The sequence below is a fragment of the Microvirga antarctica genome, from assembly GCF_017921815.1.
Lineage (GTDB): Bacteria > Pseudomonadota > Alphaproteobacteria > Rhizobiales > Beijerinckiaceae > Microvirga > Microvirga antarctica.
The window spans coordinates 787,365-806,959 of sequence record NZ_JAGEMM010000001.1 but is presented as its reverse complement, the minus strand read 5'-3'; the positions used below and the strand labels follow the sequence as shown (position 1 = coordinate 806,959).

Below are 19,595 nucleotides of genomic sequence, written 5' to 3'. Positions count from 1 at the left end.
TCCGGTTCCGTCCATCATGGTTTTAAGCGCTCGCCGAGCGCAAGCGTCAACTTCGCCGAGGCCGGGATGGGGCCCGAACGCGGCGAAGTTGCTTCGACGTCACGCGAGCGTTGCGAGGGCCTGGGCCAGATCGGCCACCAGATCGTCCGGATGCTCGATGCCGATCGACACGCGAATCGTGGCGTCGCTGACCCCAAGCCGGTCCCGAGTGGCCTTCGGCACGCCCGAATGGGTGGTCGAGGCCGGATGCGAAATCAGCGATTCGGTGCCGCCGAGACTGACCGCAAGCTTGAAGACCTGCAAGGCGTTCAGCACGCGAAAGGCTTCGGGCTCGCCGCCCTTCACGTCGAACGAGAAGGTCGAGCCGGGCGCGGTGCTCTGGAGCGCGTAGACGCGCTTGGCGGGCGAGCCCTCAGGCAGATAATCGAGATGGTGAAGCTTGGTCACCATGGGGTGATCGCTGAGGAACTTCGCCACGATCTCGCCATTGCGGTTGGAAGCGTTCATGCGGAGCGACAGAGTCTCGAGCGAGCGGCCGAGCATCCAGCAGGAATGCGGGTCGAGTTGCGTCCCGATCGCCGAGCGCAGCAGCCGGATGGGTTTCAGCAACTCTTTCGATCCGAGCGCCGCACCGGCAATCAGGTCCGAATGGCCGCCCACATATTTCGTCAGCGAATAGAGCGAGATGTCGACCCCATGCTGGATCGGCTTCTGAAACACCGGGCCCAGGAGGGTATTGTCGCACATGATGATCGGCTGGTGCCCCTGCGCGGCTTGGATCTCGTCAGCGACGCGGCGGATGAGTGCGAAATCAACGATGGTGTTGACCGGATTGGAAGGGGATTCGATGAGAATCACCGACACCCGCCCTTTACCCTGCGCCTCGGTCGCCGCGGCACGCACGCTCGTCTCGTCGACACCGTCGCCAAAGCCCGCCGAATGGATGTTCAGGTTGGCGAGAGTCTTGGAGATCAAGGTCTCGGTGCCGCCATAGAGCGGTTGCGAGTGGAGAATCACGTCGCCGGGCTTGGCATAGGCGAGAATCGATGTCGCGATGGCCGACATGCCCGACGAGAACAACAGCCCCGCTTCGGTTTCCTCGAAGATCGCCAAGCGATCCTCAACGATCTCGGCATTCGGATGATTGAAGCGGGAATAGACGAGACCTGCCGTCTCCCCTTGCGGCGGCTCCCGGCGTCCGGCGACGTAATCGAAGAATTCCTTGCCGTGCTCCGCGCTGTTGAACACAAAGGTGGAGGTGAGAAAGACCGGGGGCTTGACGGCCCCTTCCGAGAGGGTCGGATCATAGCCGTAGCCGAGCATCAGGGTTTCGGGTTTCAGCTTGTGATTGCCGATCCTGTCCTTGTGATAGCGATTATAGGCCATGATATCGTTCTCCCTTTCGTCAGCCTTACCCTAACAGGCCTGTTGCCGGAAGATGACCTGACGGCATAGGGTCGGGCATGATAGCAAAGGAAGGTAGAATGGTGCGTTTCGAAGGCACGCAATCGTATGTGGCGACTGAGGACCTCACGGTCGCCGTCAATGCCGCAATCGTTCTGGAGCGCCCGCTTCTGGTGAAGGGCGAACCCGGGACCGGCAAATCGGTTCTGGCCGAGGAAATCGCCCGGGCGGTCGGAGCGCCGCTCCTGACCTGGCACATCAAGTCCACCACCAAGGCGCAGCAGGGCCTCTACGAATACGATGCGGTGTCACGTCTGCGCGACAGCCAGCTCGGCGATCCGCGCGTTTCCGACATCCGCCATTACATCCGCCGGGGCAAGCTGTGGGAGGCCTTTGCGGCCGATGCGCGGCCGGTGCTGCTGATCGACGAGATCGACAAAGCCGACATCGAGTTTCCAAACGACCTGCTGCTCGAGCTCGACCGTATGGAATTCCATGTTTACGAGACCGGCGAGACCGTGCGCGCCGAAAAGCGTCCGATCGTCATCATCACGTCGAATAACGAGAAGGAATTGCCGGACGCCTTTCTGCGGCGATGCTTCTTCCACTACATCAAGTTTCCCGACGAGGAGACGATGGGGCGCATCGTCGATGTCCATTATCCGGACATCAAGAAGCGGCTGGTCGAGGAAGCACTCAAGATTTTTTTCGCGATCCGCGAGGCGCCCGGGCTGAAGAAGAAGCCGTCGACCTCCGAGCTGCTCGATTGGCTCAAGCTGTTGCTGGCCGAGGATATTGGCGCCGATCAGCTGCGCGAGCGCGATCCGCGCAAACTCATTCCGCCGCTTCACGGGGCGTTGCTGAAGAACGAGCAGGATGTCGCTTTGTTTGAAAAACTTGCTTTCCTGTCGCGGCGCGAAGGGCGGTAAGTGAATGGTCCGACTGCTGCTCATGCGCCACGCAAAGTCCTCCTGGCCGTCGGGCATTCCGGATGTCGACCGGCCGCTTTCCGCGCGCGGCCGGAAGGCAGCGGTCCTCATGGGCGATTATCTCGACGACGAGGAACTGAGCCCCGATCTCGTTCTCGTCTCGCCGGCGCGGCGGACGCAGGAGACGTGGTCTCTCGTACAACCCGCCCTGGGTCCTGTGGCGGTCCGGACCGAGCCGCGGATCTATGACGCCCCGGCGTCACGATTGCTGTCGATGCTCCAGGAGATCGAACCCCTGAGCCAGACCGTTCTGGTGATCGGCCACAATCCCGGCTTCGAGGATCTGGCCCGTTTGCTGGCCAGTCACGGCAGCGGGGAAGCGATGTCGCGAATGCGGCAGAAATATCCAACCGCAGGCTTGGCGGTAATCGATTGCGATTGCGAGAGCTGGGCGGATGTAAAGGCGCGCGGCGGCAAGCTCGACCGGTTTGTTACCCCGAAGACGCTGGGAGCGGGCGAGGACGACTGAACCGGGCCGTCTGACCATCGTTGTGCCTGAAAGGGGTTCCACGATCCCTGCTTTGTGAGAGGCCTGTCGCGTCCGATGCTGTCATCCCTTCTGGTGGCTTTCCTTCTTGCCGGCAGCGCCCTGTCGACGGACCATTGGGGCTTGGGCGGTGGGCCTTCCCCCGACGCACCCTCAGTCGCAGCCGCTCGTTTTGACGCGGACGCGCGGCAGATCTCCAACTGGCGCTCTCAGTCCGCCGCGACTCTGGAGCCCCGCCCTGTGGCGGTGGCGGCAGCGCTGCTGGGCGCCGACCGGCCGGTCATCACCCGCTGCGTCAAACTCAACAATTACTGGTGTATCAAGAGCGCACGCTGGGATGGAGAGATCGGCAAGGACGGAGAGGGCCACACCGCCTTTGCCAGTGCCGAGCGTGGAGCAGATGCCGCCGCCACGCTCTTGCGGCGCTACTATCTGGAATTCGGCCGCAAGTCGGCCCTCGACATCGTGCGGCGCTGGGCGCCGGCCGAGTGCAATCTGGCAACCGGGATCGGCGGCCTCGCGGTCTTAGCGGTCAAAGGCATCGGCGGGACCGTGCGGGCGCGCTACCTCGCATCCCGCAAAGGCAAGGGCGTGACCCGCTTCACCGCGACGGCCCGGGGCGGCAAGGCCGGACGGGTGTCGATGGTGATCGACGTGAAGACACCGCAATACCGGGTGCCGGACATTGCCGAAGGGATGGGCGAGAAGCCGAAACCCGTCCGCCCGCCTCGCACAGCCGCCAGGACCGCGACATCCGCCTCCGCACCCGGCAAACCTTCGTCCGCCCCCACCAAAAAGGCAGCGGTTCCCGCCGCGGTGAGTGCGTCGACCGCCTGCGCCCCCGATGAACAGCGCCTGCGCAATTATGCGGCTCGCATGGTGGAGGAACTCGGGCTCGGACCAACAGACGACCTGAAGCTCTTCTCACCCGACGGCAGCCCGCAGGCCAATCTCGCGGCGGTGATGCGCGCCATGTCGAGCGTCGAGCTGGGCATCCTGCGCGCCAGCCCCGAACTCGTGGATTCGGCGATCAGGCGCATGTCTGAAAAACTGGCCCAGGCCACGGGGACGCAGGCTTCGCCTTAGGGTCTGTCGGATCGAGGGTCCGTCTTCCGGACGGGCCAAAAAACGTCCGGGCGCTTTGCAAATGGCGACCGAGCGCCCATCTCCATAGGCGTTACAGCAAAGGTCGGGGCCCGCGTGTCAGTGCTTACCAATTTCGCCTCCCGCGCCGGATCGGCTGCGCATTCGCTCTGGGAGGCTTCGGGCCAGCTGGTTCAGCCCTCCCTCCGGCTTGGGGTTACGGGCCTTGCCCGCTCCGGCAAGACCGTGTTCACCACGGCACTCGTCCACCATCTGACGCGCGGAACCAATCTGCCGGCCTTCCGGGCCTCCGCCGAGGGTCGTATCCGGCGGGCCTATCTCGTGCCGCAGCCCGACGACGCGATCCCGCGCTTCCCCTATGAGGAGCATATGGAGACGCTGACAGCGGACCGGCGCTGGCCGCAATCCACCAACCGCATCAGCGAGTTGCGGGTCGATATCGCGTATGAGCGCAAGGGCGGTTGGCGGACCGGTCCCGGGTCGCTGGCCCTCGATATCGTCGATTATCCGGGTGAATGGCTTCTCGATCTCGCTCTTCTCGAAGTCGGTTACGCTGAGTGGTCCCGTCAGACCGTGCTCCAGAGCCGCCGTCCCGACCGCCTTGATGCCGCTCGGGAATGGCATGCGGCGCTCGCCGGGTTCGATCCGGCGGGCCCCGCCGACGAGGTTCTGGCCAGCAAGGCGAGCGAGGCCTTCAAAAGCTATCTCGTGGCCCTGCGTGCCGACGCGGAGGCTGTGGCCACCACGCCACCAGGACGCTTCCTGATGCCGGGCGATCTCGCCGGATCCCCGGCCTTGACCTTCGCGCCCCTCGATCTGCCCCTTGACGCACCGATTGCGGCGGGGAGCTTCGCGGCCCTCATGCAGCGCCGGTTCGAGGCCTACAAGACCCACGTGGTGCGGCCGTTCTTCCGCGATCATTTCCAGCGCATCGACCGGCAGATCGTGCTGGTCGACGTGCTGGCGGCCATCGATGCGGGGCCGGCGGCTTTGGCCGAACTGGAGGAGGCGCTCGATCAGGTGCTGATGGCGTTCCGGACCGGCCGAAACACCCTCCTGTCGCGCCTGTTCTCCCCCCGCGCCGACAAGGTGCTGTTCGCCGCCACCAAGGCCGACCATATCCATCACACCGATCACGACAGGCTCGACGCGATCCTGCGCCTCCTCGTGAACCGGGCCGCACGGCGGACGGAGGCCGCGGGCGCCCGGGTCGGCACGGTTGCGCTTGCCTCCGTGCGGGCGACCCGCGAGACGACGATCCGGGAAGGACGCGAGACCCTGCGGGCAGTGGCCGGAATCCCCGAGGCCGGCGAGCGGATCGGTGGCGAACGCTTCGATGGCGAAACCGAGGCCGCGATCTTCCCCGGCGAACTGCCCGAGGCCGCGGCAGCGGTGTTCGAGGGCGCCGTGCCGCCCGGTTCGCTTCGCTTCCCGCGTTTCAGGCCGCCGCGGCTCCCGGTCGATGCCGCCGGGCGCATGGCCAGGATGCCCCATATCCGCCTCGACCGCGCGCTTGAATTCCTGCTCGGGGACCGCTTCACATGACACGCCAGCCACGCGCCTTTCGTCTCGACGCTCCGGAAGTGGAGAGCGGCGCCATCGTTATGACCGACGAACCGCTCGAGGCCATCGAGGCCGCCGACGGCGTGGTCGTGCCCATGGGGCGCAAACGCCGCGCGCCCCTCGTGAGCATTTTTCTCTCGGCGCTCTCGGGCCTTCTCGTGCTCGCCATGGGGCTGGGGATCCAGTCCCTCGTCGTGGACCTGTATGCCGTCGCGCCCTGGTTGGGCTGGGTGGCGCTCGTGCTGGCGGTCGTTGCCGCCCTGGCATTCGTCGCGGTCGTCGGCCGGGAATTCGCTGGAATCTGGCGGGAACAGAAAATCGAGAAACTGCGTGATGCGGCCATCGATGTCCTGGCCGTCAAGGACCACAAGGGCGCCAAGGGGATCGTGTCCGATCTTCTGAGCCTCTACGGCTCCCGCGCCAGCGCCGTGCCCGGCAGCGCCCGCCTGATGGGCCTGATGGACGAGATTATCGACGCTGACGATCGTCTCGCGATTGCTGAGCGGGAGTTGCTGGCACCCCTCGATGCGCAGGCCAAGCGCGCCATCGCGGCCGCAGCCAAGCAGGTCTCCCTCGTCACCGCCGTTAGCCCCCGGGCCATCGTCGACGTGGCCTTCGTGGTCTTCGCAGCCGTTCGCCTGCTGCGGACCCTGGCGCGCATCTACGGCGGCCGGCCCGGCCTGTTCGGCTTCCTCAGGCTGGCGAAAGCCGCCTTCAATCATCTCGCCGTCACGGGCGGGGTCGCCGTCGGCGACAGCCTGATGCAGCAGGTCCTGGGGCTGGGTCTTGCGGCCCGGATTTCCGCCAAACTGGGCGAGGGGGTGCTGAACGGCCTGATGACTGCCCGCTTCGGCCTTGCGGCGCTGGCCGTCTGCCGGCCGCTGCCCTTCATCCGCGAGGAGACTCCCAAGATCGGCGACGTGGCGGGCGAGCTTCTCAGCCGCGCAGAGGCTGCCGCCGACTGAACGCGCGTGGTTGACTTGCGCCTTGCTGAACAGATCAGACATCAGCGTCATCGCGCGAAGATCTCCAAGATTTCCGTAAAGTAACTCGTTTTAGCTTGGCCATAAGCTGGCGCATGATGATAGGCTCCGGAGCCGCCTCGCGCCGCCCTTTTTCCGGGAGGCGTCGTCCTGTGTCACCGCACCGGGAGGAGCGCTGTCCTTAGTCGCCGTGCGTATCTCTACGGAAAGACCGAACGCCTTGTGATCAATGGCTGGGCGCCGTTGCGAAAAGAAAGCGGCGTCAAGGGAGTCGAATATGAAACGATCATGCTGGGACAAGCTGCTCTATGGAGCGGTGATGCTATGCGGCGCCTTCGCGGCGCCCGCCATGGCCCAAACGCCGGCCCCGACGAAACCGAACATTCTCGTCATCATGGGCGACGACATCGGGTGGAGCAATATCGGGGTCTACAACCAGGGCATCATGGCCGGGCGGACTCCCAACCTCGACCGGCTCGCCGCCGAAGGCATGCGCTTCACCGATTACTACGCGGAGGCGAGTTGCACCGCTGGCCGCGCCAACTTCATCACCGGCGAATTGCCCATCCGCACCGGCCTCACGACCGTGGGGCAGGCGGGTTCCCCGATCGGCATCCCGGCCGAGGCGCCGACCATCGCGACGGCCCTGAAATCGATGGGCTACGCGACGGGTCAGTTCGGCAAGAACCATCTGGGCGACCTCAACCGCTTCCTGCCCACCGTCCACGGCTTCGATGAGTTCTTCGGTTATCTCTACCATCTCGACGCCATGGAAGACCCTTTCCACCGCAACTATCCGCAGGCATTGAAGGACGTCGTCGGGCCGCGCAATATGGTCCACAGTTTCGCGACGACGACCGATGACGCCACCGAGCAGCCGCGCTGGGGCAAGGTCGGCAAGCAGCGGATCGAAGATGCGGGTGCGCTCGACCCGAAGCGCATGGAAACCGTCGACGACGAGATCCTGGGCAATACCGTCAAGTTCATGGACAAGTCGCGCGCCGACAACAAGCCGTTCTTCGTCTGGCTCAACCCGACCCGCATGCACATCGTCACCCACCTGTCGGAGAAGTACGACAGCATGCGGAATTCCGAGAACGGCTGGAGTGTCCAGGAAGCCGGCATGGCGCAGCTCGACGACATCGTCGGGTCGGTGATGAAGTACCTCAAGGACAATGGCCTCGAGGAGAACACCATCGTCGTGTTCACCACCGATAATGGCGCCGAGAATTTCACCTGGCCGGATGGCGGCCAGACGCCGTTTGCAGGCGCCAAGGGCACGGCGCTCGAGGGCGGTTTCCGGGTTCCGGCGATCCTGCGCTGGCCCGGCAAGGTGCCGGCCGGAAAGGTGGAGAATTCCATCTTCTCCGGACTCGACTGGTTTCCCACCTTCGTCGCGGCGGCAGGCAATCCTTCCATCGCCAGTGAACTCAAGGCCGGAAAGCAGCTCGGCGATCAGACCTTCAAGGTCTATCTCGACGGCTACGACCAAACCAACCTGATCACCGGCAAGGGACCGTCCAAGCGCAGCGAGATTTTCTACTTCACCGAGTCGACGCTCAGCGCCATGCGGATCAACGACTACAAGTACCGCTTCACCGACCAGCCGAACGGCTGGCTCGGCGCAACCGAGAAGGTGGATTGGCCGATCCTGGTCAACCTGCGCCTCGACCCCTTTGAGCGGACCGGGATCTCGGACGGCAAGTCCGGATCGCTCAACTACTATAACTGGTTCGTCTACGAGTTCTGGCGCTTCGTCTTCGTCCAGCAGGAGGTGGCGAAGGCAGCCCAGAGCGTGATCGAGTTCCCGCCGATGCAGCGCGGCGCGAGCTTCAACCTCGAGGCCGTCAAGCAACAGATCGAAAAGGCGATTCAGTCTCGCGCCGGCAACTGAGGCGTTCTTGCAGCATCATGAGCGTCCCCGGCGACGGGGGCGCTTTTTTCTGAGAGGGCAGGGCTGACCTTGGCGAAAGTTGACGCCAGCGGCGCATTCCCGCACAAGAACGCGCCTTCTGGCGCGGAAGGAATCCTCGCGCGCCGTCTGACCAAGTCCGCGCGGCAATGCTCTTCAACTCGTTCATTTTCCTCTTCGGATTTCTGCCGATCGCCCTGATCGCTCATTGGCTGGTCGAGCGGTTCCGGCCGTCCTGGCGGCTGCCCCTGCTGGTGGTGCTGTCATTCGCGTTCTACGGTTATTGGGATTGGCGGTTCATTCCGCTGTTGGCCCTGTCCATCCTGGTCAACTGGATCGTCGCCCAGAGCTTCATACGCTCCGGCCGCAGGATGCTCATCCCGCTGGCGATCGCCGCCAACCTTCTGGTTCTTGCGGTCTTCAAGTATTTCAACTTCTTCGCCGATCTGGCGAGCCTCGTTCCCGGCCTCCATGCCCCCCACCTGGATATCGCGCTGCCGCTGGGGATCTCGTTCTTCACGTTTCACCACATCATGTACCTGACCGACCTGAAGGCCGGGAAGGCGCCGCGCTACGACCTCGTGCGCTACTCGCTCTACATCGCGTTCTTTCCGCAGGTTCTCGCCGGCCCCTTGGTGCGCTGGAGCGAGATCATGCACCAGTTCGAGGAGCGGCCCTACCTGCGTCCGGACGCGGCCGAGCGCGTCGCCCGCGGGATCATGCTTCTGGTCTGCGGCCTCGCCAAGAAGGTGTTCCTGGGCGACCAACTCGCGGAATACGTCAATCCGGTCTTCCAGGCGGCCGAGGCCGGCAAGGCCATTGCCATGGGCGAGGCCTGGCAAGCGACGCTGGGCTTCACATTTCAGATGTATTTCGACTTCTCCGGCTATACCGACATGGCGCTGGGCCTTGCCCTGCTGTTCGGCATCGTGCTGCCGCAGAATTTCGACACGCCGTACCGCTCCGTCTCCCTGCAGGATTTCTGGCGGCGCTGGCACATGACCCTGTCGCGGTTCCTGCGGGATTATCTCTACATCGCCATGGGCGGAAACCGGAAAGGGCTGGCTCTCCAGATCGGCGCCCTGTTCGCCACCATGACTTTGGGCGGATTGTGGCACGGGGCGGGCCTGACATTCGTGGCGTGGGGTGCGGCCCATGGGGCTGCCCTGGGAGCGGGCCTGCTCTGGCGCAAATCCGGCCGAACGATGCCAAACGCGCTCGGCTGGGCACTGACTTTCATCTTCGTGATGCTGACCTGGGTGCTGTTCCGGGCGACGAGCTTCGAGGCGGCCCTGCGCGTCTATGAAGGCCTTGTGGGTCTCGGCCCCCAGGGCGTCGCCTTCAAGTGGCGGGCGATCGCGCTCGCCATGGCGATTGCGGTCATCGGGCCGACCGCCTGGACCTTCGTGCACAAGCTCCCGCCACGGCGCTGGATCGCGATCGCCTTCGCGGTGCTCTTCGTGATCGTGCTGTTTAAAATCGGCGATGATGCGAACTATGAATTCATCTATTTCCAGTTCTGAGGCGAGATCCTGGCGGGCCTTCACCGGCACGCTGCTGATCGTGGCCGCGATGGTTCTGGGCCTCATCGTGTCAGCCGCTTACATGATCGACCCCTACGACACGGGCCGATCGGTCTTGCTGCAGAAGGCCGGCGTGCGCCCGCAGGGGCCGCGCACGGCCGCGGCGAGCCGGGGCAGGGACCAGGCCTTCGACGCGGCGATTGTCGGAAACTCCCATATCCAGCTGTTGTCCCCGGACCGGCTGAAGGCGACGACCGGCCTCGATTTCGTGCAGCTTGCGGTGCCGGCTTCCGGACCGAAGGAGCACCTGACCCTGATCGACTGGTTCTTGCGCCACCGGGAGCGTCCGGCAAAAGCCCTGGTGATCAGCGTCGACGACACCTGGTGCAATGCGGATTCAGCGCTCACCAATGAAAAGCCGTTCCCGTTCTGGCTGTTCGCCCAGAACCCGCTCACCTATGCCCGTGGACTCCTGCGCTACGACATCCTGGAGGAGGCCCCGCGCCGTTTGGCCTACGTGGCCGGCCGCGATCCCGAGCGCGCCCGCCCGGACGGCTACTGGGATTACGAGCCGAACTATATCGGCCTTGGCTACGACCGTGACCCCGTCCTGCGCCAGCGCCTCACGCAGATGCCCCATGCCGGCGAGAAGCGCTTTGCGACCGACCCAAGGGCAGGGCAGCGGTCTTTTCCCGCCGCCGACCGGCTGCGGCAGCTCGCCGAGACGCTTCCTGCGGAGCTTGCTCTCGTAATCGTGTTCCCGGCCGCCTACACCAATCTGCAGCCGCCTGAAGGGACCGAGCCCTTCTTCCGTGAAAAGGCCTGCAAGGCGGCGATCACCGCTGCGGCGCAACGTCATGGGCGGTCCGCCATCGTGGATTGGCGGGTCGATCGTCCCGAGAATCGCGACGCCAGCCTGTTTTTCGACATGAGCCATTATCGCCAGCCCATCGCCAGGGCGATCGAGGATGACGTCGCGCGGGCCCTCAAGTCGCTGCCGTGAGCCACCTGCGGGTGCGTCAAATAGTTCTGCCGTCAGGAATTGCGGGATTTCGGCGGCCCCCTCAAGGGAACAAGCGTCCGCCATTAGACAAATCGGTGACGTTCAAGTCCGTTGTAGGGGAACCTGCGAATGTATATAGGGGCCCCACAGTTCATCGGGATTCAGCGGCCACACATGACCAATATTGTAATCGCCGAGGGTTATCGACCGACCGAAGACGAGCCGTTCATGAACGAGCGGCAGCGAGAATATTTCAGGCGCAAGCTCCTCCGATGGAAGAGCGACATCCTGAAGGAGGCGCAGGATACCCTGGCGACCCTCCAGAGCGAGAATGAGAATCACCCCGATATCGCCGACCGCGCCTCCTCCGAAACCGACCGCGCCATCGAATTACGCGCCCGGGATCGCCAGCGCAAACTGATCTCCAAGATCGATTCGGCCATCTCCCGGATCAACGACGGCAGCTACGGTTATTGTGAGGAGACCGGCGAGCCGATCTCCCTCAAGCGCCTCGAAGCCCGCCCGATCGCCACCCTGTCGCTGGAAGCCCAGGAACGGCACGAGCGCAACGAGCGAGTCCACCGGGACGATTAGCGCCTCGCAACGGCAGTGAGACGGCGGGAGCGGGAATGGCTCCGGCCCAGGCCTCACCGGCTGTGAGCAACCGTCTCGAAAGACGGAAGTGACTCGCTCACGGGTGGGTTCACGCGGCTGACCATGTGGAAAGTGTTGCTGCGCAAGACGGTTGCCGATGATGACTGCACGGCGGCCGGAAGACCTCGGCGTAAATGACGTAACGGACGGCCGGCGCTGTGCGACGGTGCCACTGTGTTCAAAAGATCACGCGGCCATTCGTTTTTGGTTCCTCAGCGTCACCTGGCGCAAATTGTCGCGATCCGACTAGCTTCCAACTCTGGCTCTGCTAGTCATTTCGGCATTGCATTTCAGGGTGGGGCTGGTCTGTTGAAGAACAACGCTATAATTCGTAGACGCCTGCTGTCGTCTTGTGCCCGTTTTGCCATCGTCGGCTCTGCATTCTGCGCCCTCGGCTCCGCCGCGCAGGCGCAGGCCCCAACGCCCTATACAACGCTGAACTTCGGCACGACCGGGACATTCCTGACCGGCATCCGCGGCACTAACATCGTCGGCAATTATGTGGTGCCGGGGACCACGGCGACGGGCGGGCTGCTCTACAACATGACTTCCGGCCAGTGGTCGGCCATGCCGGTTGCCACGGCCAACGGGGTGAACTTCCCCGACGCGATCGGTTCATCGCCCTACGGACCGAGCTTCGGCAACCCGAATGGCGTCCTGCGGACTGTGGGCAGTTACCTGACCACGGCGTCGTCACCCTACGATCTCAGCTATCTCTATGACGGGGCCGCGGCGCCTGGCCGGCAGATCACTCCGCTGGCCTATCCGAGCGCGCCCGGCAACCCGACCCTTTTCACCATCGCCCACAGCACGTTCGGCGATACGGTGGTGGGCAATTACGATACCCGTCTCGCGACCGGCAATGCGGCGATCTACACCATCTCCACCGGCACCTATGTGACCAACAACAAGCCCGGCGCCGTCAGCACGACGGCTTATGGCGTGTATGGCGACATGATCGCGGGCGGTTATGCCAATGTGGGGCCCGGTGGCGGCATCGGCTTCGAGCATGGTTACCTCTACAACAAGATTACCAAGCAATGGTCCACCTACGACCATCCCGCCGCGATCATCACCCATCTGGAAGGCATCACCGGGGCCGGCCGTTCCGGCGAATACAACATGGTGGCCGATTGGGTGACGGCCGACGGCGTGGTGCATGCGGGCGTCCTGCACGTGAATGCGCTGGGCATCCCGACCTGGTACGAAATCAACATTCCCGGCGCCACGCTGGTATCGTCCAACTCCGCCTATGGCGACAAGGTGGTGGGCATCTATCTGCTGCCCGGCTCCACGACGCCCAACGGCTACGTCGCGACCATCCCGGGCATCTACAACCCGATCAGCAACACTGGCGCCCTGACGTCATCGGCCTCCAATGCGGCCGCTCTCTCCGGCCGCAAGGGCGACGACATCGTCAATAGCGGCACTGTCCGGGTCAGCGGCAGGGGCGGCATCGGCATTCGGGGCGAAACCTATGGGGTCTTGACCAATTCCGGCACGGTCGTCGCCACGGGCGGCGTCGGCGCCGCGGTCGAGATGCACGGCCTCTATGGCACCTTGCTGAACTCCGGCACCCTGCAGGCTCCCGCCGTCGCCGATGCGTTGCGCACCGGGCCGGACAGCTTCGGCAGCGTGATCGTCAATACCGGCATCATCGACGGCCGGATCGCCGCGACCGCCGGCCCTGAGAAGCGGTTCGAGAACAGCGGTTGGATCGGGGTCACCGGCACCGGCATCCCCATCACGCATCTCCTCAGCGGCATCTACGCCCAGACCTCGGCCGGCACGCTCTCCCTGAGGGTAGGCGATGACGGCAACGATGCGCTCGGCGTGACGGGTATTGCGCGGCTTGCCGGCACGCTCTCCGTTCCGTTCCAGACCTCGACCCTGTCGAACACCTATCCGTTGCTGCTCGCCACCGGCGGGATGACCGGCACCTTCACCACGCTCATCACGTCAGGCCTGCCCAGCTTCGTCAGCGCGTCGTTGGCCTATTCGGACACCCGCGTGGCGCTGAACCTGACCTCGCAGATGGCCCAGCAAAGCGGCCTGACCTTCAACCAGGCGTCGACGGGCGGCGCGGTCGACCGCGCCTTCAACGCCGGCACCCTCGCGGATACCGGCAATGCCACCGCCTCGGCGCTGGGCCGCCTCTATGGCCTGAGCGCGTCGCAACTCCCGGCTGCGCTGGGCTCTCTTTCCGGCGAGATCCATGCCAGCGAACAATCCGTGCTGGTCAATGACGGCGTGTTCACCCGGGAGCTCCTGCTCAGCCGCCTGCGCCAGCTCTCCTATGACGGCACGCAAGGGGCCGAATCGGCTTTGGGCTACAGCGGCGACATGCTGTCCTACCGTGCTGATCCGAGGGCTGCGCCGAAGAGCGCCGGCGGCACCTTCGCCAGTGCCTCAAAGGCACCCCTGGCCTATGACCGAACGGCAGGTCTGGCCGTCTGGGCCCAGGGCTATGGCAGTTGGGGCAATCTCGATCGCAACGGCAACGCGTCCAGCGTCTCGACGACACTTGGCGGCGTCGTGGGCGGTTTCGACAAGCGCATTGGTGCCGACACCTATCTGGGTGGAGCGCTGGGCTACTCCCAGTCGACCACGTCCATCGGCGCCCTCGCCAGTTCGGCACAGGCCGATAGCGGCCTCGTGGCCGCCTATGCGGGCAGCAGCTTCGGCGCCTTCAAGGTGCGCGGCGGCATGAGCTACACCCTCTCGCAGGTGGATACCTCGCGCGTCGTGGTGTTCCCCGGCGTGAGCGACAGCGCGCACGCGCAGTACAATGCCGGCCTGTTCCAGATGTTCGGCGAAGTGGGCTACGGGATCGCCCTCGGCAAGGTCGCCCTCGAGCCGTTCGCGGGACTTGCCTGGGCGCATCTCGACAGCCGCAGCTTTACCGAGAGCGCCGCCTCGATCGGCCTCACCGGCGGCGGTGCGTCCCCCGATGTGGGCTACACCACCCTCGGCCTGCGGCTTGCGACTGAAATGGTGCTGGGCAACGGCATGGTGCTCGTGCCGCATGCCTCGATCGGCTGGCAGCACGCGTTCGGGGACGTCACCCCGGCAGCACGGATGGGCTTTGCCGGCATTGCCGGATCACCCCTCTCCGTCACGGGCGTTCCGCTCGCCACCAATTCGGCCCTTCTCGATGTGGGGGCGACGCTGCAGGTCACCGACGCGGTGAAGCTGAACCTGTCCTATATCGGACAGCTTGCGGACGGCGCCCAGCAGAACGCCGTCAAGGGCGGGCTCACCTGGAACTTCTGAACAGGCGGAACTGCACAACGCTGAGCGGGGAGGGTGCTTCTCCCTGTCCCGATGAGGAATCGGTGTCTGAAGAACGCGACCCTCCGGGCTTGTGCTCCTCCCGCAAGGTCAAGCATGTCCCTGCTGACACTGCCGGGTGGGTGCGCTTCTGTCCGCTAGACATCGCGGCCTGACGCGCCTCGGGCCTGCCTGAACCGGATCGCGCCAGACAAAAAAAGGGCCCCGCAAGCGGAGCCCTTTTTCCATTCCGGTAACAGCGTCAGCCCTTCTTCCCCGGATCGAGCGGACGGCCGAGCAGGCGGGCGAATTCCGCCTCGATCTCCTCGACCGAGAAGGGGTCGGCCACCTTGTCGGCCTCGGCCTTCGGAGGCGCGCTCGCAGCCGGAGCAGGCGGAGGAGGCGCTGGCGTGATGACGGGCTCCGTCGCGTCAGGCTCGCTGGGGATGGCGTCGCGATGCGACACCTCCACGATCTCGCTCTCGATCACGATATCCTCGCTGGTCACGTCGACCTCGCGAAAAGTCGCGGAAGAGCCTGGTCCGAAGGCCGGGGGCGCCACAGGCTCCAGCAACTCGTCTTCAAAAGCAGGGTTATCTTCGATCGCCGGCGGTACGCGCTCGTCCTGCTCGGGCGCTGCAGCCGGTCGCTTCAGCGCTTCCTCGAGCTGCTTTGCCATGTCGGAGAGGACGGCCGCATCCGGCCCGGCACGCTCGACGACCGGCGGCTCAGGCGCATGGAAAGGCTCCGGCGTGAAGATCGCGGCTGGCGGGGGCGAAGGGGGGAGCGGAGGAGCCGGAGGCTGCGGCGTCGGGCGCGACTGGAACAGGGGTGGGGTGTAGCGCGGTTCGACCCGGATGGCGGGCGGCTCGGGCATGGTGCGCGGCACTGCCGAGAGATCCGCAAAAGCGGAATCCGGACGGCGCGTTTCGCTTGGCGCCGGCTGCACCGGTTCCTCAGCCTTGAACGCGGGCGCGGGCGCGGGCTTGGGTGCGGGATAGGCGCTCGCCGGGGCCGGCGGTTCGGCCGCGTCCTCGGGCTCATCCTGCGGCCGCTTCATGAAGGAGCCCAATTGTGCCGCGAGTTGCGTCTCGATGGAGGGGCGACCCGGTGTCTCGACCTGGGGCCGCGGCTGCTCGAAAGCAGGCTCGAAGCGCTCTGGACCCTGCTCGGCGGCGGCGGCCGGGACCCGCGCGCCCGCGACACGCACGATATTCGTCTCGATGACCACGTCGTTGAGGCCACCGACCAGCAGGAGATGTTCGACATTGTCGCGGCGCAGCAGCACGAGCTGGCGCTGCCGGTCGAGGTCGTAGATATCGACCACGCCCAGGCGCGGTTGACGGGCCCGCGAGCGATCCTGCCCGCTCATCATCAGGCGCCCGCCGGTCAACTTTCGGAGAACGAGACCGAACAAGGCGACCAGAACGAGAATGATCGCGAAAGCGATGGCATATTGGGCCGCCCGTGACGCTTCGATACCAAATTGAGACAGCACGATGAACTCTCAAGCGTTGTATGGGCCATTAGAGGCCACTTTCCTGAATGGCGTTGTAACACATCGATCGGCAAAGGGAGCCGCAAGGTTAATGGATGGTTAACGATGCAATCCGCGAGGAATGCTAACGCGCGTTTCCAACTTCGGTTCGTCGCTCGGCACACGCAGGCACCATCCGCCTGCATTTCGGTAGGGAAATCTGCCGCTTACCCTCCGCCGGAGCGTCACGCACAGGCATTTGCGGCGCAACGCGCCCTCTTGCGGCAGGCTTAGCGGTCGAGCAATAAATCTGTGTACTATGAGTCTTCGTCCGATCGTGCAGATCTCGGCGCGTTTGAACCGCGCCTCCATTCCTTAGGGATATCGACACTCCATGGCTCATGAGGGCGAACCGCCACAGGGCGAACCAATCGATCGCTCCGACCGCCCGGGCCATATCGGGCTCGTACTTCTGCTGGCGACGATCCTCGTCGGGGCGATCCTCAGCCTGCGTTATCTCGGCAGCGATCAGGCCCAACCGCTGATCCTCGCCTTGTTGGCGTTCTTCGCCATGGCAGGCGTGTTCTTCCTGTTCGCCATTGCCATCGGTGTGATGCAGTTCGGCAGCAAATCAGCGCGCAACGATATCACGAAGGTGATGGCCGACACCTCCGGCGATGGGCTCGTCATCGTCGAGGATGACGGACGGGTCGTCTATGCCAACAAGGCTTATCTCGACCTCGCGGGAGCCGCGGGCGGCGACGTACGGGCCGTCGAGCATCTGTTCACGGGGGCGCCGGAGGTCTCGGAGGCGATCTATCGCCTGGCGCAGGCGGCCCGGGAGCACCGCACTGGCTCGGAAGAAATCCGACTCTCTCCCTCCCTCGGCGGGACACAGGAATTCGGCTGGTATCGCGTCCGCGTCCGCGCCCTGCCGCGAAACGGCACCCAGGCGGCTCTCTGGATCATTTCCGACGTCACCCACGAGCGCGAGCGGCAGGAGAACGTCTTCCAGGAACTGCAGCACGCCATCGACTATCTCGATCATGCGCCGGCAGGCTTCCTATCGATCGATCCGGTCGGCAACATCGTCTATCTCAACGCGACGCTGGCCTCCTGGCTCGATTACGATCTGGCGCAGGTCGGATCCGGCGGTCTTGGGCTCGCTGACATCGTGCCCCGCAACGTGGTGGCGATGATGACGTCGTTTTCGGGCGAGCCCGGCAGCGTGCGCACGGAAACCTTCGATCTCGACCTGCGCCGTCGCAACGGCCAGTTCCTGCCGGTCCGGCTGTATCACCGCATCGCCTTCGGGCAGGACGGCGCCATGGGCGCGTCGCGCACGCTGGTTCTCAACCGCTCGCCCGGTCTCGATGTGGACGAAGGCCAGCGCGCCGCCGAGGTGCGCTTCGCCCGGTTCTTCAACAACACCCCGATCGCTATCGCGACGGTCAACCGGCATGGCCGGATCCTGCAGGCCAATGCGCCGTTCACGCGCCTTTTCGGCACCCTGCCGCGCACGGGTGAGGGCGGCGAGGGGCCGCTCATCGCGCATGCCTTCCGGGATGGCGAGGGCGCGCAGGTGGCAGCAGCCCTCAAGGCTGCCGGCGACAGCCGCAGCGAGGTGCCGCCGCTGGAGCTGCACACCGCCGGCGAAAAGGGCGGGTCCGTGCGCGTCTGGGTGACGCCGGTGAGCGACAATGCGGCCGATGGCGAGGCCGCGATCCTCTACGCCTTCGACACCACGGATTTCCGCAAGGTCGAGGAGCAGCTCGCGCAATCGCAGAAGATGAACGCGGTCGGCCAGCTGGCCGGCGGCGTGGCGCACGATTTCAACAACGTGCTGCAGGCCATCATCGGCTACAGCGACCTGCTGCTCGCCAACCACCGGCCGACAGATCCGTCCTTCCAGGACATTATGCAAATCAAGCAGAACGCCAACCGGGCCGCTAGCCTCGTGCGGCAATTGCTGGCCTTCTCGCGCCGCCAGACCCTGCGTCCCGAAGTGCTCAATCTCAACGACCGGCTCTATGAGCTGTCGATGCTGCTGAAGCGCCTGCTCGGCGAGCGCGTCGAACTCGATCTCAGCCACGGCCGCGACCTGTGGTTCGTGAAGGCCGACGTCAACCAGTTCGAACAGGTGGTGGTCAATCTCGCGGTCAATGCCCGCGATGCGATGCCGGATGGCGGCAAGCTCGTGATCCGCACCACCAACGTGTCGGCAAGCGAGGCCGCGCGCCTCCATGTGAGCGGCATGCCGCCGGCCGATTACGTGGTGGTCGAGGTCTCAGACAGCGGCACCGGCATGACGCCCGACGTGATCGAGAAGATCTTCGAGCCGTTCTTCACCACCAAAGAAATGGGCAAGGGCACCGGCCTCGGCCTGTCGACGGTGTTCGGCATCGTCAAGCAATCGGGCGGCTTCATCGACGTCGATTCGACACTCGGCCAGGGCACGGTCTTCCGCATCTACATGCCACGCCACATCCCCGAGGCGCACGAACTCCCCGAGGATATCAAGCCCGAGACGGTCAAGCGTCCGGCAGCCGACATGACCGGGCAGGGCACGATCCTGCTCGTCGAGGACGAGGACCCCGTGCGCGCCGTCAATTCCCGCGCCCTGTCGGCGCGCGGCTACACGGTGCTGGAGGCAGCCTCGGGCGTCGAGGCGATGCAGATCATCCTGGACCGCGGCGCCCCGGTCGACCTCGTGGTGTCGGACGTGGTCATGCCCGAAATGGACGGCCCGACGCTGCTGGGCGAGCTGCGCAAGCTCTATCCCGACCTCAAGGTCATCTTCGTCTCCGGCTACGCCGAAGACGCCTTCCGCCGCAACCTGCCCGAAGGCGAGGAATTCAACTTCCTGCCCAAGCCCTTCAGTTTGCGGCAACTGGTGGAAACGGTGAAGCAGGTGATTGGGGGGACGTGATGTGGGGATGTCCGTCAGGGCAATTGAGAACCCGTTGAACCCAGGTCGACAAGGGGGTCGTACGCATTATAGAGGAAGACAACCACGTCTAGACCAGAAATCAGACCAGACTCTGATATGTAAGAGCCAGCCGAATATTTATTCATAGCCTGGCAACAATCCGAAATATGGCCTTATTGCTTCTCTGATAGCCTTCTCGTGGCCCTCTCAACGCTTCCTCAGTCATGTGAAGACTTCGCGTCTCATCAAGGCGTAAGAGCTTCCAGCCGGCAGGTTCTCCGCTCTTGCTTCCGCCGC

Annotated in this window: 13 protein-coding genes; 11 read left to right on the top strand and 2 right to left on the bottom strand. The window is 64.7% G+C overall.

The window, feature by feature from the left end; translation table 11 throughout:
• Positions 1-99: 99 nt before the first annotated feature.
• Positions 100-1,386: a cystathionine gamma-synthase family protein gene (locus tag J4G32_RS03960; protein ID WP_210484674.1), complete on the bottom strand. Its 1,287-nt coding sequence runs from the start codon at positions 1,384-1,386 to the stop codon at positions 100-102.
• Positions 1,387-1,487: 101 nt separating this feature from the next.
• On the opposite strand from J4G32_RS03960, the gene J4G32_RS03955 reads away from it, so the two are divergent.
• The 10 genes from J4G32_RS03955 (at position 1,488) to J4G32_RS03910 (ending at position 14,895) form a co-directional block, all read left to right on the top strand.
• Positions 1,488-2,333, top strand: coding sequence for an AAA family ATPase (locus tag J4G32_RS03955; protein WP_210485492.1), 846 nt, complete (start codon positions 1,488-1,490; stop codon positions 2,331-2,333).
• A 4-nt stretch (positions 2,334-2,337) separates the two neighbouring features.
• A complete protein-coding gene (locus J4G32_RS03950) occupies positions 2,338-2,862 on the top strand; it encodes a SixA phosphatase family protein (RefSeq protein WP_210484672.1) in 525 nt (174 codons plus the stop codon).
• Positions 2,863-2,937: 75 nt separating this feature from the next.
• Positions 2,938-3,966 (top strand): hypothetical protein, encoded by a 1,029-nt coding sequence (locus tag J4G32_RS03945; RefSeq protein ID WP_210484670.1) that lies wholly within the window; start codon positions 2,938-2,940, stop codon positions 3,964-3,966.
• A 114-nt stretch (positions 3,967-4,080) separates the two neighbouring features.
• Positions 4,081-5,529, top strand: a complete 1,449-nt coding sequence (locus tag J4G32_RS03940) for a YcjX family GTP-binding protein (RefSeq protein ID WP_210484668.1) — start codon at positions 4,081-4,083, stop codon at positions 5,527-5,529.
• Positions 5,526-6,512: a YcjF family protein gene (locus J4G32_RS03935; RefSeq protein WP_210484666.1), complete on the top strand. Its 987-nt coding sequence runs from the start codon at positions 5,526-5,528 to the stop codon at positions 6,510-6,512. Before J4G32_RS03940 ends, J4G32_RS03935 begins: the two co-directional genes overlap by 4 nt.
• A 295-nt stretch (positions 6,513-6,807) precedes the next feature.
• Entirely contained in the window at positions 6,808-8,424 is a 1,617-nt protein-coding gene (locus J4G32_RS03930; protein ID WP_210484664.1) for an arylsulfatase, read from the top strand.
• A 167-nt stretch (positions 8,425-8,591) separates the two neighbouring features.
• On the top strand, positions 8,592-9,965 hold the full coding sequence (locus J4G32_RS03925; protein WP_210484663.1) for an MBOAT family O-acyltransferase: 1,374 nt from the start codon (positions 8,592-8,594) through the stop codon (positions 9,963-9,965).
• Positions 9,940-10,968 carry a hypothetical protein gene (locus J4G32_RS03920; RefSeq protein ID WP_246504754.1) on the top strand — a complete coding sequence of 343 codons (1,029 nt, stop codon included), beginning with the start codon at positions 9,940-9,942 and terminating at the stop codon, positions 10,966-10,968. Before J4G32_RS03925 ends, J4G32_RS03920 begins: the two co-directional genes overlap by 26 nt.
• A 174-nt stretch (positions 10,969-11,142) precedes the next feature.
• Complete coding sequence (gene dksA, locus J4G32_RS03915) at positions 11,143-11,562, top strand: RNA polymerase-binding protein DksA (protein ID WP_210484661.1); 420 nt, start codon at positions 11,143-11,145, stop codon at positions 11,560-11,562.
• 369 nt (positions 11,563-11,931) lie between these two features.
• Positions 11,932-14,895 (top strand): autotransporter outer membrane beta-barrel domain-containing protein, encoded by a 2,964-nt coding sequence (locus J4G32_RS03910; RefSeq protein WP_246504753.1) that lies wholly within the window; start codon positions 11,932-11,934, stop codon positions 14,893-14,895.
• Positions 14,896-15,154: 259 nt separating this feature from the next.
• On the opposite strand, the gene J4G32_RS03905 is transcribed toward J4G32_RS03910, so the two are convergent.
• Positions 15,155-16,390 (bottom strand): flagellar biosynthetic protein FliO, encoded by a 1,236-nt coding sequence (locus J4G32_RS03905; protein WP_210484659.1) that lies wholly within the window; start codon positions 16,388-16,390, stop codon positions 15,155-15,157.
• A gap of 373 nt (positions 16,391-16,763) precedes the next feature.
• On the opposite strand from J4G32_RS03905, the gene cckA reads away from it, so the two are divergent.
• On the top strand, positions 16,764-19,298 hold the full coding sequence (gene cckA, locus J4G32_RS03900; protein ID WP_210484651.1) for a cell cycle histidine kinase CckA: 2,535 nt from the start codon (positions 16,764-16,766) through the stop codon (positions 19,296-19,298).
• Positions 19,299-19,595: the final 297 nt, after the last annotated feature.